At 72.5% G+C, this 15,742-nt stretch carries 15 protein-coding genes; 10 read left to right on the forward strand and 5 right to left on the reverse strand.

The window, feature by feature from the left end:
- Positions 1-19: 19 nt before the first annotated feature.
- Entirely contained in the window at positions 20-535 is a 516-nt protein-coding gene (locus tag ACWGN5_RS00815) for a hypothetical protein (protein WP_453510309.1), read from the reverse strand.
- Positions 535-780, reverse strand: a complete 246-nt coding sequence (locus tag ACWGN5_RS00820) for a helix-turn-helix transcriptional regulator (RefSeq protein WP_376583977.1) — start codon at positions 778-780, stop codon at positions 535-537. The genes ACWGN5_RS00815 and ACWGN5_RS00820 overlap by 1 nt, the downstream gene beginning before the upstream one ends.
- A 151-nt stretch (positions 781-931) precedes the next feature.
- Here ACWGN5_RS00820 and ACWGN5_RS00825 point away from each other — a divergent pair, with 151 nt between their 5' ends.
- The 4 genes from ACWGN5_RS00825 (at position 932) to ACWGN5_RS00840 (ending at position 4,846) form a co-directional block, all read left to right on the forward strand.
- Positions 932-1,024 (forward strand): putative leader peptide, encoded by a 93-nt coding sequence (locus ACWGN5_RS00825; RefSeq protein ID WP_391916634.1) that lies wholly within the window; start codon positions 932-934, stop codon positions 1,022-1,024.
- Positions 1,025-1,092: 68 nt separating this feature from the next.
- The gene (locus ACWGN5_RS00830) at positions 1,093-2,496 is read left to right on the forward strand and encodes a sulfatase family protein (RefSeq protein WP_453510311.1); all 1,404 of its coding nucleotides are present in this window, start codon (positions 1,093-1,095) and stop codon (positions 2,494-2,496) included.
- 16 nt (positions 2,497-2,512) lie between these two features.
- Entirely contained in the window at positions 2,513-2,773 is a 261-nt protein-coding gene (locus ACWGN5_RS00835; protein ID WP_453510313.1) for a DUF1877 family protein, read from the forward strand.
- A gap of 180 nt (positions 2,774-2,953) precedes the next feature.
- Positions 2,954-4,846, forward strand: a complete 1,893-nt coding sequence (locus ACWGN5_RS00840) for an SMI1/KNR4 family protein (protein WP_453510315.1) — start codon at positions 2,954-2,956, stop codon at positions 4,844-4,846.
- 22 nt (positions 4,847-4,868) lie between these two features.
- Here the strand turns inward: ACWGN5_RS00840 and ACWGN5_RS00845 are convergent, their stop codons facing one another.
- Positions 4,869-6,098, reverse strand: coding sequence for a saccharopine dehydrogenase family protein (locus ACWGN5_RS00845; RefSeq protein ID WP_453510316.1), 1,230 nt, complete (start codon positions 6,096-6,098; stop codon positions 4,869-4,871).
- A 127-nt stretch (positions 6,099-6,225) separates the two neighbouring features.
- On the opposite strand from ACWGN5_RS00845, the gene ACWGN5_RS00850 reads away from it, so the two are divergent.
- Positions 6,226-6,945 (forward strand): TetR/AcrR family transcriptional regulator, encoded by a 720-nt coding sequence (locus tag ACWGN5_RS00850; RefSeq protein WP_453510318.1) that lies wholly within the window; start codon positions 6,226-6,228, stop codon positions 6,943-6,945.
- A gap of 46 nt (positions 6,946-6,991) precedes the next feature.
- Here ACWGN5_RS00850 and ACWGN5_RS00855 read toward each other — a convergent pair whose 3' ends face one another.
- Positions 6,992-9,322, reverse strand: a complete 2,331-nt coding sequence (locus tag ACWGN5_RS00855) for an LPXTG cell wall anchor domain-containing protein (RefSeq protein WP_453510319.1) — start codon at positions 9,320-9,322, stop codon at positions 6,992-6,994.
- Positions 9,323-9,525: 203 nt separating this feature from the next.
- On the opposite strand from ACWGN5_RS00855, the gene ACWGN5_RS00860 reads away from it, so the two are divergent.
- Together ACWGN5_RS00860 and ACWGN5_RS00865 are read left to right on the forward strand one after the other, a co-directional pair.
- Entirely contained in the window at positions 9,526-10,110 is a 585-nt protein-coding gene (locus ACWGN5_RS00860; protein ID WP_453510321.1) for a hypothetical protein, read from the forward strand.
- Between the two features lie 49 nt (positions 10,111-10,159).
- Positions 10,160-10,558 (forward strand): TOBE domain-containing protein, encoded by a 399-nt coding sequence (locus tag ACWGN5_RS00865; RefSeq protein ID WP_453510322.1) that lies wholly within the window; start codon positions 10,160-10,162, stop codon positions 10,556-10,558.
- An 11-nt stretch (positions 10,559-10,569) separates the two neighbouring features.
- Here the strand turns inward: ACWGN5_RS00865 and ACWGN5_RS00870 are convergent, their stop codons facing one another.
- Entirely contained in the window at positions 10,570-12,102 is a 1,533-nt protein-coding gene (locus ACWGN5_RS00870) for a PucR family transcriptional regulator (RefSeq protein ID WP_453510324.1), read from the reverse strand.
- A gap of 266 nt (positions 12,103-12,368) precedes the next feature.
- Between ACWGN5_RS00870 and ACWGN5_RS00875 the strand changes: the two genes are divergently transcribed.
- The 3 genes from ACWGN5_RS00875 to ACWGN5_RS00885 all read left to right on the forward strand — a co-directional run bounded on the left by ACWGN5_RS00875 (position 12,369) and on the right by ACWGN5_RS00885 (position 15,692).
- On the forward strand, positions 12,369-12,755 hold the full coding sequence (locus tag ACWGN5_RS00875) for a TOBE domain-containing protein (protein WP_453510325.1): 387 nt from the start codon (positions 12,369-12,371) through the stop codon (positions 12,753-12,755).
- A 92-nt stretch (positions 12,756-12,847) separates the two neighbouring features.
- Positions 12,848-13,663 carry a molybdate ABC transporter substrate-binding protein gene (gene modA / locus ACWGN5_RS00880; protein WP_453510326.1) on the forward strand — a complete coding sequence of 272 codons (816 nt, stop codon included), beginning with the start codon at positions 12,848-12,850 and terminating at the stop codon, positions 13,661-13,663.
- 94 nt (positions 13,664-13,757) lie between these two features.
- Positions 13,758-15,692 carry an ABC transporter permease gene (locus ACWGN5_RS00885; protein ID WP_453510327.1) on the forward strand — a complete coding sequence of 645 codons (1,935 nt, stop codon included), beginning with the start codon at positions 13,758-13,760 and terminating at the stop codon, positions 15,690-15,692.
- Positions 15,693-15,742: the final 50 nt, after the last annotated feature.

Raw genomic sequence — 15,742 nt, forward strand, 5'->3', positions numbered from 1 at the left:
TCACAGGCGCGCGCAGGGTTCAGGACGCGTCGCCGACCTCGTCGCCCGGTTCGTCCTGGACCCGCAGCCCCGCCACCCACAGGGGCATCATCCAGTGCGCGGCGAGCACGCCGACGAGCAGCGGGGTGACGGCCGCCCGCAGGGGTGCGTCCGTCAGGGCGCCGTAGGTGCCGCTGCCGAGCGCCGTGGCCACGAGCAGCCACAGCGTGATGCGGTGGGCCAGGGCCCGCACCCGGTCGCGTTCGACCAGCTGGCGCTCGTCGAGCATCCGGCCGCGCAGTTCGAGGAGGCCGCGCGTGGAGCCGTTGAGCATGCCGGTGAGCAGGATCCAGGGCAGCATCACGACGGCGACCACGACGCCCGGTCCGTAACCGGGCCCGAAGACCGTGGCGATCCAGGCGCCCACTCCCGTGACGGTGAGGGCGATGTGCGCCCCCACCAGGAGCCGGCGCCGGGGCCCGGTGGCATAGACCGCGGCGGCCCGCCGGTCGTTCATCACGGCGTACATCCGTCGGTCGTAGCGCGTCGTGGTCATCACTGTTTCCTCCCGTAGACCTCGTCGGTGAGCGGCTGGAACGGCTCCAGGGAGAACAGCGCCTCCACCGGAAGTCCGAAGTACCGGGCCACTTTCAGGGCCAGGTCGAGGCTGGGGTTGTACTGGCCGCGTTCGATGTAGCCGATGGTCTGGTAGTGGACGCCCACTGCCTCGGCCAGTGCCTGGCGCGACACTTTCCGCTCTGCCCTGACAACGGCCAGCCTGTTGTGCACCTGCTCGCTCATGTATAAGAAGTACTACATTCGATCGCAGGAGCACAACCTCGCGCGCCGGCGCGTCGGCTGTTGCGACGGGATGTCGATCATGCGAACTACGCGCGTCAACCAGGCCGTACGCCATTGACGCACCCTTCCGGCCCGGATTGACTCCTGCCTCATGCAGCCCTCGCGTGACCGCTCGGTCACCCTCGTCCAGCGCCGGCACGTGGACCTCGTCCGTGTCGCGAGCGCTGTCTGTCGCTGCGCCTGACACCCCCACGCTCCTCCGTCCGTCCCGGAGGCATGCCCGTACGCCCGCACGCTCTTCTGGAGACCCGTATGTCCACGCCCCTGTCCCGCCGTGCCCTCGGCGGGGTCGCCGCCGGTGCCGCCGCCGCGGCCGCCCTCGGCGCCGCCGCGCCCGCCGCGCAGGCGACCTCCGGTTCCGACGCGCAGGAGCGTCCGTTCCGCGCCGCGCAACCGCGCCGCCACTCCCGGCGGCCCAACATCCTCTTCATCCTGGGCGACGACCTCGGCTGGGCCGACCTCTCCTCGTACGGCTCCCCGCACATCCGCACCCCGCACCTGGACCGCCTCGCCCGCGAGGGCGTCCGCTTCACCGACGCCTACTCCGGGTCCGCGACCTGCTCGCCGACCCGCTTCAGCCTCTACACCGGCCGCTACCCGGGTCGTACGAAGGGCGGGCTCGCCGAGCCGATCGCCGACAAGTCCGTCGGTCTCGAGCCCACCCATCCGACGCTCGCCTCGCTGCTCCGGGACTCCGGATACGCCACCGCCCTCATCGGCAAGTGGCACTGCGGCTATCTGCCCGACTACTCCCCCACCAAGTCCGGCTGGGACGAGTTCTTCGGCAACTTCGGCGGGGCCCTCGAGTACTACTCGAAGCTCGGCCTCGGCGGCGAGTACGACCTCTACGAGGGCGACGCCGAGTACAAGGACCTGCGCTACTACACCCGGATCCTCACCGAGCGGGCGAGCGAGTACGTCGGCCGCGACCACGAGAAGCCCTGGCTGCTCAACCTGAACTTCACCACTCCGCACTGGCCCTGGATCGCCGACGGCGACACGGAGGCGAGCGACGAGATCGTCCGCCGCATCAAGGCCGGCGACCGCTCCGCCCTGTGGCACCAGGACGGCGGCTCCGTCGAGAAGTACAAGGAGATGGTCGAGGACCTCGACCGCTCGATCGGGCAGGTCCTCAAGGCGCTGCGACGCTCCGGCCAGGAGCAGGACACCCTCGTCTTCTTCGCCAGCGACAACGGCGGCGAGCGCTTCTCCTACAACTGGCCGCTCGCCGGCAACAAGGGCTCGCTCCAGGAGGGCGGCATCCGCGTTCCCTCGATCCTGCGCTGGCCCGCGCGGATCGACGGCGGTCAGGTCAGCGACCTGCCGGTGTTCACGCCCGACTGGACGGCGACGCTGCTCGAACTGGCCGGCGCCCGGCCCCACCCCGCGTACCCCCTCGACGGCACCAGCCTCGCCGGGCACCTGCTGCGCGGCGCCGAGGTGCCCGAGCGGGACCTCTTCTGGCGGGTGCGGGGCGAGCGGGCGCTGCGCCGCGGCGACTGGAAGTACTACCGGGGCAAGTCCGGCCGCGACCAGCTCTTCCACCTGTCCGAGGACTCCCGTGAACAGGCGGACCGGGCGCCGTTCGAGCAGGCCCGCCTCGGCGAACTGCGGGCCGCCTGGGAGCGGATCGACGCGGGGCTGCTCCGCTACTGAGGTCCGGCTCGGTCCCGTGGGGCACAGCGCCGGCGCCGATCCGGGCAACCCGCCGATGATGCTCCTGGACCCGCCGGGCGTGTCCCAGGCCGCCGACTTCCTCGCGTCGGTCTCCTTCGACGCGTTGTGGAAGGGCGCCGGTGCCCGGTTCGGGGGACACGGCGAGCACGATGCGCTGGTCCGCCAGGAGTACCTCCGCCATCACGAGGTGCTCCTGGCGTTCTACAGACAGGCCGCCGCGGCGGGCCAGGCCGTGGTCAAGGTCGTCTGGGCCTGAGACCTCGTCGGAACCATGATGGCCGTGGCGGCGCCCGTGGGAGCGGGCCAGTGGGTCGCTGTCCGTGGAGCACCGCACGGACCCGGGCGCGTCCTTCGGCCCTCGCCTTCTGTGACGGCCCGTTCCGGCCAGGCTGGTCCCCGGGGCTCGTTGTCAGTGCCGGATGACACCATCCGGTCCATGAGCGATGCGTCCTTCGACTGGCATGGGTTCCTTCGGCGTTGGCAGGAGGAGTGGGTGCCGCCCGCCGACGGGGACGACGAGGAGGCCGCCGTCGCTCCCCTGGGCGTGCCCGGGGCGGACGAGAGCGCCCTCTCCGCGGCGGAGGAGCGGCTGGGCCGGCGGCTGCCGCCCTCGTACCGGGAGTTCCTGGCCGTGAGTGACGGCTGGTATGTGGAACAGACCGCCGGGGTCTACCAGTTGGGGGGCGTCGCGGACATCGGATGGTTCCGGGACCCCTACGACATGACCCCGCTGTACGAGGAGAACCTGGGCGAGAATCCCCGCGAGGAGGACGTCCTACTGGCCGGGATGTGGCGGCGGGCGCTGCGGCTGGAGACGGACTCCGACATGTCGCACGCGCTGCTCGACCCGGACGACAGCGATGAGGACGGCGAGTGGGCGCTCTACGTCTACAAGGGCTGGAGCGGCGAACTGCCCGACCGCTACCCGTCGTTCCGCGCGTACATGGAGGCGATATACCGGGGATTCCACGCCGATCGCGCGGGAAGCCCCGACTTCGTGAACGCGACCACGCGCGTGCAGGACGGCCACGTGGACGCGGCCCGGCTGCTCGCCCTGCGCGGACGGTACGAGGAGGCCGTGCCCCTGCTCGAGGAGGCGCGGTCCTTCGGCCGGCCCCGGAGCGCCGTCCTGCTGGACCAGATACGGCATCTGCTGGCTCCCGGCGGCGCCCGGGACTACGGCCACCTCCTGGTGGCCGACCCGCGCTATCTGCCCGAGCTCCTCCCGGTGCAGGCCATGGCGGCGGCCCGGAACGAGTGGCGGCCCGGCGGGGCCGAGCACTGGGTCAGGACGATGACCGCGCGCGGGATCGACCAGGAGACCGCCGAGACCGTCCATGCCGCGATGCGGGACGGCACCTACCGCTACGCGCCGCCCGGGCCGTGGGGCCTGGCCGTCGCGGAGGCACGGGAAGCGGCCCGCTGGGGACAGACCGACGAGGCCTGGCGGATGCTGCGGGAGGCGTTGCCCCTGTGGGAGGCGCCGGGCCCCCTGCTGATCGCCCCCGTCGGTCTGCTCGCCGATCCGGTCCTGGGGTCGCTGGTCACCCCCGAGCGCGGCCGGGAGCTCCTCGGGACACCGAGGTCGGGCGAGACGGGGCCCGCGCCCGCGCCGGTGCCGGATCTCGACCCGCCGGGCCTCGCGTGGCTGACCGAGCCGGCCGGCAACCGGCAGCGGTTCGACGGCTACCGCTGCGCATGGGTCGAGGGGGTCGACCCCGCGCGTCTTCCGGCCCTGATCGGGGAGGAAGGGGCCGAACTCGGCCCACCCGTGGATCCGCGCGGGGCTTCCTGGCGGGCGCCCAAGCCGCACGAGCGCGACGGCGTGGAGCTCTGGGAGGACCGGGCGGTGGTCGCCGTCGGCCGCAGTGCCGGGGCATGGGCCTTCGCTTTCGACGGCTACTCCCACCGCCACCTGCACGCGTTGTTCCACTCCCCCGCGGCCGCCGCCTCCGCGTCCGGCCGCGCGGTGGTCCTGTGGTGCGACCCCAGGCGCCCGTCCTCGGCCGACGATCCGGTCACGTTCCACCTGTCGGTGGCCGAACACGGCCGGGAGCTCTACGCCTTCACCGTCCGGGGTACGGACATCCAGCGCTCCGGCACCCTCCCCGAGGAGCTGGACCCGACCCTGCTCTTCCGTCCGGAGGACAGCGCGGTCGACAACGAACGGCGGGTCCTGGAGGCCCTGCACACCGTGCTCGGCCTTTCGCTGCCCCGCTTCGCCCTGGCCCAGGGCAGGCTGCGCACGTTCACCACCCGGTCCTGGACCCGGGCGCCGCGCGAGGGCGAGGGTTTCGCCTACCTCAGCTTCGTGCGGCACCGCCCCTGATCCCGAGTGGGCGCGCGCGGCGTCAGCGCTGAAGCTCCTCGCGCAGCCCCCACGGAGCGCCGTACGCGCCCAGCAGGTCGAGGAACGGGCGCGGCGGCAGGGCCTCGGGGCCGAGGACCCCGCTCCCCTTCCACGTGCCGTCGGCGATCAGTTCCAGGGCGATCACGGGGTTGAGGGCGGTCTGCCAGACCACGGCCTGGGAACCGTACTCGCGCATCGTCCACTCGTTGTCGACGACGTGGTACAGGTACGTCTCGCGCGGCGCGCCGTCCTTGGTTCCCTTGACCCAGGTGCCCGCGCAGGTCTTGCCCTTCATGCGGTCGCCGAGGCCGGCCGGGTCGGGCAGGCAGGCGGCGACCACGTCGCGCGGCGAGACCTCGACCGGGCCGTCCGCGCCGGGGACGGTGACCTTGGCCGTGGAGTCGAGGCCCAGCTCGTGGAGGGTCTTCAGCTTGGCGATGAAGTCGTCCCCGAGGCCGTACTTGAACGTGACCCGGCGCGCGTCCACCCAGCGGGGCATGAGGAGCACCTCCTCGTGCTCGACGTTCACGCACTCCACGGGGCCGATGCCCTCGGGGAAGTCGAAGACCTCGGGCTCGCTGAAGGGGGCCGTGGTGAACCAGCCGCGGTCCTTCTCGTACACCACGGGCGGGTTGAGGCACTCCTCGATGGTGGTCCAGATGCTGAAGGAGGGGGCGAAGTCGTAGCCCTCGACGGTGAGGTTCGCGCCGTCGCGGACGCCGAGCTCCTCGATCTCGTCGAAGAGCTCGTCCGCCGCGTAGCGCGCGAACACGTCCGACAGGCCGGGCTCGACGCCCATGCCGACCAGGGCGAGGCGGTCGGCCTTCTCCCAGGCCTCGGCCAGGGCGAACTGCTCGTCGCCGAGCTTGACCCCGCACTGCTCGTGGGGGGCGGTCGGGTGCGGCACGGACAGCGACATCGCCATGTCGACGTAGTGCGTGCCGGCGGCGAGCGCCGCCTGGAACAGCGGCATCACGAACCGGGGGTCGGTCGCGTTGAGGAGCACGTCGCAGTTCTCCTCGGCGAGGAGACGGCGGACCGCTTCCTCGTCGGAGGCGTCCAGGCGGTGGGCGCTGAACCGGTCCTCCCCCTCGCCGAGCGCGGCGACGGCGGCCTCCGCGCGGGCGGGGTCGTAGTCGGCGACGACCATGTGGGTCAGGAAGTCACGGCGGGCCGCGATTCGGGTGACGGCGGTTCCGACGCCGCCCGCACCCACGAGAAGTACACGCATGTCACACACCTTTTCGTCGAGTCCGTCCAGGCGATCGCCCGGGGACGAGCCGATGGAACACGATCCCGCCGGTTAAGGTCTACGGCGTTGGCATAAGGAGCGGGAGAAGCGACGGGGTGGTGGCGCGATGCCGAAGAAGGTGGTTCCCGAGGCGGAACGGCGCAGGCGGCGGCCGACCCGGCAGGGCACCGTACTGTCGGAGAAGCTGATCGTGCGGACGGCGCTGCGGATGCTGCGCGAGCACGGGAGCGCAGGCCTGACCGCACGCCGGCTCGGGGCGGCCCTCGGCGCCGACCCGAGCACCGTGTACCGGTACTTCGCCGGCCTGGACGGCCTGACCCGGGCCATCGGCGAGGAGCTGATGGGGCGGGCCCTGGACAGCTGGACCGCCACCGGGAACTGGCGTGCCGACCTGCGCGCGCTCGGCCTGGCCGTGCACGCCTCCTACCTGGCCCATCCGGAGGCCGCGCTGCTGACCGCGAGCCGGGTCACCGGCCGTCCGCGGGAGATCGAGGTGGACGAGACGATCCTCGGGATCCTGCGCGGCGCGGGCTTCCGCGACGCGGACGCCGTCGGTGTGTACCACGCCTTCATCGACCTGGCGCTGGCCTTCGCCGCCCTGGACGCGGGCGCGCTGGCCATCAAGGACGAGGTGCGGGAGGCGGACGAGGAGATGTGGACCACCACGTACGCGCGGCTGCCGGCCGAGACCCATCCGCACATCGCCGCGACCGCGCATCTGCTCGCGGAGCGGATGAACGACAGCGCTTATCCCGTCGTCCTGGACACGCTCCTGGCCCGGGCGGAGGCGCAGCTGGCCGCGACGGGGCGCCCTCCCCGTACATGAGAGGGGCCCCTCCCCCGTACGGGAAGGGGCCCTTCTGTCGTGCGGGTCAGCTGTCGGTGTTCGCCCGGCGGCGGCGCCACCAGACGAGTGCGCCGCCCGCGGCGATCGCGGCGGCGGCGATGCCGACGATCAGGCCGACGGGGGCACTGCTGCCGGTGTCGGCGAGGTCACCGTCGGGGTCCGTCGGGCCGGGCGGGGTGGTGGCGCCGGGGCCGCCCGGGGACTGGCTGCCGGTCGGGGACGGGGTGGGCTTCCCCGTGCCGGTCGGGCTCGGGGTCGGCTCGCCGGTGCCGGTCGGCGTGGGGGTGGGGGTGGGAGTGCCGGCCTCGGAGTGTCCGGCGCTGTTGCCGCCGAACATCAGGTAGCCCTGCTTGTTCGGGTCGTCGGCGATGGTGTCGACCGCGAAGCCGACGGTGCGGGGCTTGTAGCGCTGCTCGGTGCGGAAGAGCACCGGGTTCATGTTGCGCTTGGGCTGCTTGGAGAAGTCGACCCCGCCGACGGTGTAGACGTAGACGTCCTCGCCGTTGTCCCACTTGTACTTGAAGGTGCCTTCGGTGAAGGCCTTGTAGTAGCGCTCCCAGACCTGCTTGCCGGTCCAGTCCTGGTGCGGAGCCCGCAGCGGCCAGCGCCTCACGTCGTTGCTGTTGATGATCCTGCGGTACTCGGCGGGCATGTCGGCGGCGTTCTGCCGCACCCATTCGGCGGCGACGCGGGCGGTGTAGACGCGGCGCAGATCGGCGTAGTAGTCGCCGTTGTTGACCTTCTCCGCGACCAGGGGCGTGATGTAGCGGTCGAGGACGCGGTCGGACTGCTGCGTCTCCGCCTCGGTCAGGTCGCAGCCCTTTCCGCCGGGCGGCTGGGTCTGGGTCTCCTGCGGCACGGTGGAGAGCTTGAGCGGGGTGTCGAGGATGTGGATGCCGCCGTCCTGCTCGCGCACGACCGCGGTCTCCGGCTCGATCCAGTAGCGGAAGCCGGCCCAGCAGGGGAAGCCGTTGCGCTTGGGCAGGGCGTTCATGAAGTCGCGGCCGGCCTCGGTCTCCGGGTCCATGGCCTTGAAGATGTCGTGCTTCAGTTCCAGGTCGGCTTCGAGGAGCACCCGGCCGGCGTCGGTCTTGCCGAAGCCGGCGTCGATGATGCGGTTCGGCTCGTCCGGGTTGAGGTTCACCCAGAACGTGGACGGGTCGAGGGCGAGCCAGGTGAAGAACGCGTCGGAGATGAGGTTGCCCTTCTCCTGGCCGCCCCAGCCGGCCGCGTACTCGTCCTCCACCGACTTGGCGGAGAAGGCGTAGTCGAGGCCCTTGCCGCCCTTGCCCTTGCCGATGTACCGCAGGTCGAGGGTGGTGAAGTCGATGCCGCCGAGGCCGCGGTTCATCAGGGACCGCTGCCCGGTCCTGCCCAGTCGGTCGAGCTGTTCCTTGAGGGTCTGCGGGTTCGGCGGCGACTGTTTGATGACCTGGTTGCCGGAGCCGCGGGACCCGGTGGAGGTGCCGTTGCCGGGCGACATCGTCGTGCCGTTCGCGCGGTACGGTCCGTTCTCGGTGCCCTTGGGGGGCAGGCCCTTGTGGTGGGCCTGGTAGTCGTAGGTGCGGACCCGGTCGCGGCCGAGCGCGTCCTTGCCCGCGCTGTCCTTCAGCTCCTTCATGAAGTTCTTGGCGTCGCGGGTCTGGTTCTCGGCGAAGACGTACGTGTACTTGTACGAGCGCCAGCCCTGGTTCTTGGCCCAGGCGCGGTCCGCGGGCTTCTCCCGGCCGTCGGGGCTGCCGTTGGACTTGGCCTCGACGATCTCCCGGGTGCGCTTGTTGTAGGCGTCGAGCCGGCGCTTGTAGCGCTCGCCGGTGTCCGGGTCCTTGAACCAGAACTCCTTCTCGCAGATCCAGTCCGGGCCGGTCAGACCCATCTCGCGCACGACCTTGCCCATGAAGGCCTTGCCGCGGGCGTCGTAGCCCTGGTTCGGGATGTAGACCTTCGACAGGTAGTCGCCGAAGTTCTTCCACCGCGTCTGCGCGTTGAAGCGGGCGTAGATGCGCCTCGGGTCGCTGTGGTCGAACTTCTTGTAGTCGGTGCCCGCGGCGTCGAGTTCGGCCTGGGTCGGGTTGAGGCCGTCGAACTGGAGACCGGGGTTGGTGTACTCGTACGTGTCCCAGCGGTCCACCGCGCGGGAGGCGTCGCCCTGGGGAAGACCGCCGGTGGGTACGTTCTTCACCCCGTACATCTCGTCGCACCGTTTGCCGGGCTTCAGCGCGGGCGTCGGCGCGGCTTCGGCGACGCCGACTCCCGTGACGGGCTGGCCGGTGACGGTGATGACGGTGGCGCAGGCGAGCGCGAGCAGGCTGTTCCTGAGCGCGCGCCAGCGGCTTGCTATTCGTGCTGGCTTCACAGTGCTTTCCCCCGGGAGCCCCCACGGGTCAGAGTCCGGCCGTGTGGCGCCAGGGCCCCCGATGCTCATGTGGGCGCCGCACGAGCGGTCCGATCCTAGGGCGACACTTTGCCGGCGCAACGTCGTTTCGGTGGCGTGGCGTGTGTTAACTCCGTGCAGATTCACGAACCTTACGCGCACACGAAGAGCTAGGGTTAGCTGCCGTGAGCAATGAAATCTGGGACGCCGAGGACGGCGACGAGGGCGAGGACGAGCACGCCGTCGCCGAGCGCATCGACAAGGAGCACGCCGGCAATCCCCGCCTCGCGGCGTGGCTGGGCCTGCAGGAGCGCGGCTTCGAGGACTGGAGCCGCGGCCACGGCGGTGGCTGGGACTTCGGCGAGCGCTCCCTCGACCGGGTGGAAGCCCTCGTCCGTGAGCACCTCACGTCCGTGGACGACCTGTTCGCCCAGGAGCACACCCCGTTGGTGCAGGTCGCCTGCTGGTACGTCGGCGAGGTCCACAACCGCACCCGGGGCACGGAGTGGCGCATGGACCCGGAGCCCGCCGACAGTCACCCGTGGTCCGGGCGGCCCTATGTGATCGTGCCGTTCGCGCGCCTGGACGAGTACCGGGACCCGGAAGGCATCGACTACGACGCCCGCCCCCGGCACCACCCGCTCAGCAGCTTCCTCACCGTCCTCCGCGAGGGCCCCACGGCCGCCCTGGGCTCGCTGCGTGGCGAACTGGCCGACTACGAGCCCGGCGCCTCCGACCAGGACGACCAGGACGACCAGAAGGAGGGATAGCCGCCCCGGCGCCCGGAGCGGCTACAGCCCGTGGGGCTAGAGTGCCGGTGTGCCGTCGTACAGCATGGGGCAGGCCGCGCGGCTGCTCGGAGTGAGTTCGGAGACCGTTCGCCGGTGGGCGGACGGGGGCAAGCTGGGCGCGGAGCGCGACGGGTCCGGCAGGCGGGTCGTCGACGGGGTGGCGCTGGCCCGTTTCGCGGCGGAGCGCGGGGCGGGGCCGTACGCCGTGCCGGAGGACGACGTGCCGACCTCCGTGCGGAACTCGTTCGTCGGGATCGTGACCGCGGTACGGGTCGACGACGTCGCCGCACTGGTCGAGGTCCAGTCGGGGCCGCACCGCCTGGTGTCGCTGGTGACCCGCGAGGCCGTCGAGGAGCTGGCCCTGGAGGTCGGCGTGACGGTGACCGCGCGGGTGAAGTCGACCAGCGTGCACATCGACCTTCCCTGAGCCGCGCCCGGTCAGCGGCAGAGCAGGGCGGCCCTCAGGTCGAGCTTGTGGTCCAGGCGGGACAGGTCCCGGCCGGTGAGGACCTGGATGCGGTCGACGCGGTAGTGGACGGTGTTCACGTGCAGGTGCAGGGCCTCCGCGGTCCTGGCCCAGGAGCAGTTGTGCGCCAGGAAGACCTCCAGGGTCTCCAGGAGGGGCGCGTGCGCGCCCTTGCCGGCGCGCAGCAGCGGGCCGAGGACGGTGTCCCGGTACACGGCCCGCACGTCGGCGGGGATGCCGGCGAGGAGCGTCCTGAGGTCGGCGAGGTCGGCGAGCCGCGCCACGCGCGCGGCCGCCGGCGCCGTCGAGCGGGCGCCGCCGAGGGCGTAGCGGGCCTGGGCGAGGGCGCTCCCGAGGTCGGCGGGCCTGCGCACGGGGTCGCTGACCCCGGCGTGGAGGGCCGCTCCGGGGCGGCAGGCGTGGAGCAGCGGCCACACCTCGCGGAGCCGTACCGACACCTCCTCGCCCTCCCGGTCCTGCTCGTGGGCCAGCACGGCGACGGCCTCCCCCTCCGGGCGTCCGGCGACGGCGGACGCGCCCGGCCACCGGTGCCGCAGCGCCTCCGTGAGGGCGGCCGCGGCGTCGCCGGGGTCCTCCGTGTTGTCCGAGGCCGCGACGACCACGGTGTACGCGGCGGCGTCGGTGAGCCCGCAGGCGCGCAGGGTCTCGTCCAGACCGTTCGGTTCCTCGTAGGCCGCGCCCACCCGGGTCACGAGGTCCTGGTGCGCCTGCCTGCGGGGTGCGGCCCGCCGGTCCTGCAGGCGGCGGTGTCGGCCGACGAGTGCGCCGATCTCGTGCAGGATCCGGGGCGGGACGTGGCCGTCCTCCGGCAGGTGCAGGTACCAGGCGTCGAAGACGGTGTCGTCGGCCTCGACGCGCACGGTCGTGCCGTCGCGGCCGCGCAGCGCCTCGACCGCGCGCTGCGCCGGGATCGCGGGCGCCGTCGCCGTCCGGGCGACCGTGCGGCCGCTGCCGGTGAGCAGGTGGCAGGCGGGGGTGCCGAGGTGGGCGAAGGAGAGGTCGAGGAGTTCGCCCGGTGACGCGCCTCGCTCCAGCGCCCGGTCGAGGTCGACGCGGACGTTCTCGGGGAGCGCGTAGTGATCCGTGGGGCGGCGGCTGAGCTCCCCCCACTGCCGGAGGTGGACGGCCTCGGTGATCGCGCGGAAAGTGGTGTGCGCCGGCACCGCGAGCAGGGCGATCCGGTGGCTCCGGCAGGCGTCCGCCAGCTCCGCGGGCACCTCGCCGTGCGTCTCCTCCCCGGCGAGCAGCGCCACCGCGCCGGCCTCGCGCAGGGCGGAGACGAAGCGGTCGGTCGTGACCGGGTCACCGTCGCGAGCCCACCACTCGAGGCCGCTGAGGACGATCTCGCCCGGCTGGAGGAACCTCGCCGGATCCTCGAGGTCGGTCGCCGTCACGCCGCCGATCTCCTGGCCGAGGAGCGCCTCGTCCCCCCAGACCAGGGAGAGGTCGAGGCGGTCGAGGCGGAGAAGGTGATCGACCTGCATGCGGAACTCCTTGGGTGTTCGCGGACGGGTCCGCACTTCACATTCACCAGGCGAATGCGAGTTGGATCATCGTAGATGCCAAGCGAATGGGGCGACATACCTGTCGGACGTTCCCCGGGGAAGCCGCTCGGGGGTGGAGGATCGCCAGCAGCGGCGCGCGGGCACCGCACCCCCCTCGTACCTTTCTCCAGGCCTTCTCGCATTCGCGATGGAGGGTCCTACGGGCTTGTTGCAGATGAGAGCCCAGGCGCCCTACGGTGTCGCACATGCAGTCCTACACGATCGGGCAGGCCGCACGGTTGCTGGGCGTGAGTCCCGACACCGCTCGGCGCTGGGCGGACGCGGGCCGGGTCGCGACGCACCGCGCCGAGAGCGGTCGGCGCGTCATCGACGGCACGTCGCTCGCCGCGTTCTCCACGGAGATCGCCCAGGGCGACGACGACGCGTCGTACACCTCGGCGCGCAACGCCTTCCCGGGCATCGTCACGGGGATCAAGCTCGGCGACATCGCGGCCCAGGTCACCATCCAGGCCGGACCGCACCGCCTGGTCTCCCTCCTCACCCGCGAGGCAGTGGAAGAGCTGGGACTTGAAGTCGGCATGCAGGCCACCGCCCGCGTGAAGTCGACCAGCGTGCACATCGACCGCACCTGACCACCCCTCACGCAGTACCGCACCACCAGCGGCCGTCGGCGCGGCCGGCCTCCCACCGCAGCTTCCGTTCGTCCCAAGGAGTCCAGAGCCTCATGTCCCTCACCCTCACCCCCGTGAGACGCCGTACGGCCGCCGCCGTCCTGACCGCCGCCCTGCTCGTCCCGCTCGCGGCCTGTTCGAGCGAGGACGGCACGAAGGACACCGACGGCTCCCCGGCCTCCGGCTCCGCGAGCTCCGCGCCGAAGGCGGACCTCACGGTGCTCGCGGCGGCCTCCCTCACGGACGTCTTCAAGACGGCAGGCGCCGCCTACGAGAAGTCCCACCCGGGTACGAAGCTCACCTTCTCCTTCGCCGGCTCGCAGGAGCTCGTCGCCCAGGTCTCGCAGGGCTCCCCCGCCGACGTCCTGGTCACCGCCGACACCAAGAGCATGGACAAGGTGAAGGCCGAGACCGGCACCCCGACGGTCATCGCGAAGAACCGGCTCGTCATCGCCACCGGCAAGGGCAACCCCTTCAAGGTCGACGAGCTCAAGGACCTCGCGGACACCAAGCTCAAGGTGGTCCTCGCCGCGCCCGAGGTGCCGGCCGGCAAGTACAGCAAGAAGGTCCTCGACGCGCAGAAGATCACCGTGAAGCCGGTCTCCCAGGAGCCGAACGTGCGCGCGGTGCTCAGCAAGGTCGAGCTCGGCGAGGCCGACGCCGGCCTCGTGTACAAGACGGACGCCGCGAGCGCCGAGGACAAGGTCGACGCCGTCGAGATCCCCGACGCGCAGAACGCCATCGCGCAGTACCCGGCCGCCGCGCTGAAGGACTCGAAGAACGCCGAGGCCGCGGCCGCGTTCGTCGCCTGGCTTTCCTCGCCCGAGGGGCAGAAGATCCTTCTGGACGCCGGCTTCCAGAAGCCGTAGCGGATCCGGGGTCGTTCGGATCGTGAGGGGCTGTCCGGCTCGGGGGAGCAGACAGCCCCTCGTCCTCATGTCGTCATCTCTGCGGGGTCACTCCATGAAACACACCGGCACACGTAGGTCCGGCACCCGTCCGCCGCTGACGCTGGCCGTGCCCGCGCTGCTTGCCGTGGCGTTCCTGACGCTGCCCCTGATCGGGATCCTCGCGCGGACCGAGTGGGACGAGCTGGCCGGGCATCTGAGCGCGCCGGGCACGGTCACGGCGCTGAAGCTCTCGCTGCTCGTCTCCTTCTGGGCGCTCGGGCTCTCGCTGCTGCTCGGCGTGCCGCTGGCGTGGCTGCTCGCCCGGGTGCGGTTCCCCGGCAAGGCGCTCGTCCGCTCGCTGGTGCTGCTGCCGATGGTCCTGCCGCCCACCGTCGGCGGTGTGGCGCTGCTCCTCGCGTTCGGGCGTCGCGGACTGCTCGGGCCATGGCTGGAGTCGACGTTCGGGATCACGCTCCCCTTCCACACCTCGGGCGCCGTCCTCGCGGCCACCTTCGTCGCGATGCCGTTCCTGGTCATCAGCCTGGAGGGCGCGCTCGGTGGACTGCGGCCGCGGTACGAGGAGACGGCGGCCTCCCTCGGCGCCTCACCGGTCCGGGTCTTCTTCACCGTCACGCTGCCCATGGTGGCGCCGGGCGTCGTCGCCGGCGCCGCCCTCACCTGGGCGCGGGCGCTCGGCGAGTTCGGGGCGACCATCACCTTCGCCGGCAATCTGCCGGGCACCACCCAGACGCTCCCCCTCCAGGTCTATCTGCTGCTCCAGGACGAGCCGGAGGCGGCCACCTCCGTCTCCCTGCTCCTGCTCGCCATCGCGATGGGCGTGCTCATCGCCCTGCGGGGACGGTGGACCGGCACCCCGGCCGACCGCAGGCCCCGGCCCGCCCCCGAGCCCGTGGAGGACCCCGACCCCGGGACCGCCGCTCCCGACACCGCCGAGGCGGAGCCGTCCGGGGAACGCTGGTCGCTGCACGCCGAGGTCACCGGCTTCACCCGTCTCACCCTGGACGCCGAACCGGGCACCACCATCGCCGTCGTCGGCCCCAACGGCGCCGGCAAGACCACCCTGCTCCGGGCCCTCCTGGGCCTCACCCCCCGGGCCCACGCGGACCTCACCCTCGGCGGCACCGACGTCACCGCGCTGCCCCCGCACCGGCGGCGGGTCGCCTGGGTGCCGCAGGACGGCGCCCTCTTCCCGCACATGTCGGCACTCGCCAACACCGCCTACGGCCTGCGCGCCCAGGGCGTCGCCCGCGCCGAGGCCCGTCGCGCGGCCCGGCGCTGGCTCGACCGGCTCGGCGTCGGCCACCTCGCCCACCGGCGCCCCGGCCAGCTCTCCGGCGGCCAGGCCCAGCGGGTCGCTCTGGCCCGGGCGCTCGCCGCCCGTCCCCGGCTCCTCGTCCTCGACGAGCCGCTGGCCGCCCTCGACCAGACCACCCGCGCGCACGTCCGCCACACCCTGCGCACCCACCTCGCGCGCTTCGGCGGCGTCTGCCTCATCGTCACCCACGACCCCGTCGAGGCCGTCTCCCTCGCCGACCGCGTCCTCGTCCTCGACGACGGCCGGGCGCTCCAGGACGCCAGCCCCGCCGAGGTCACCCGGCACCCCCGCTCCCCCTGGGTCGCCCGCATGCTCGGCCGCAACGCCTGGCCCGGCACCGCCACCGCCGAAGGCCTCGCGCTGGCGGAGGGCGGCAGCCTCGTGGCGGCCGACCCACCGGCCGTCGGCACCCCGGCGCTCGCGATCGTGGCGCCCGAGGCGGTGTCCGTCCACCGCGAGAAGCCCGCCGGCAGCCCCCGTAACGTCTGGCCCGGCACCGTACGCGAGATCACCGCCAGCGGCAGCCGGCTGCGGGTGCTCGTCAGCTCCGACGGCGTCCCCGACCTGGTCGCGGAGATCACCCCGCAGGCCGCCGCCGAACTCGGGCTCGCCGACGGGGTGTCCGTCTGGACCAGCGTCAAGGCGACGGAGACGACGGTCGTACCGCTCTGACGACCGTCGTGGGACCAGGCGCCGGCGGGGAGATCCCGGTCGCGCCGGTG

This window comes from Streptomyces sp. NPDC055815 (genome assembly GCF_053616475.1).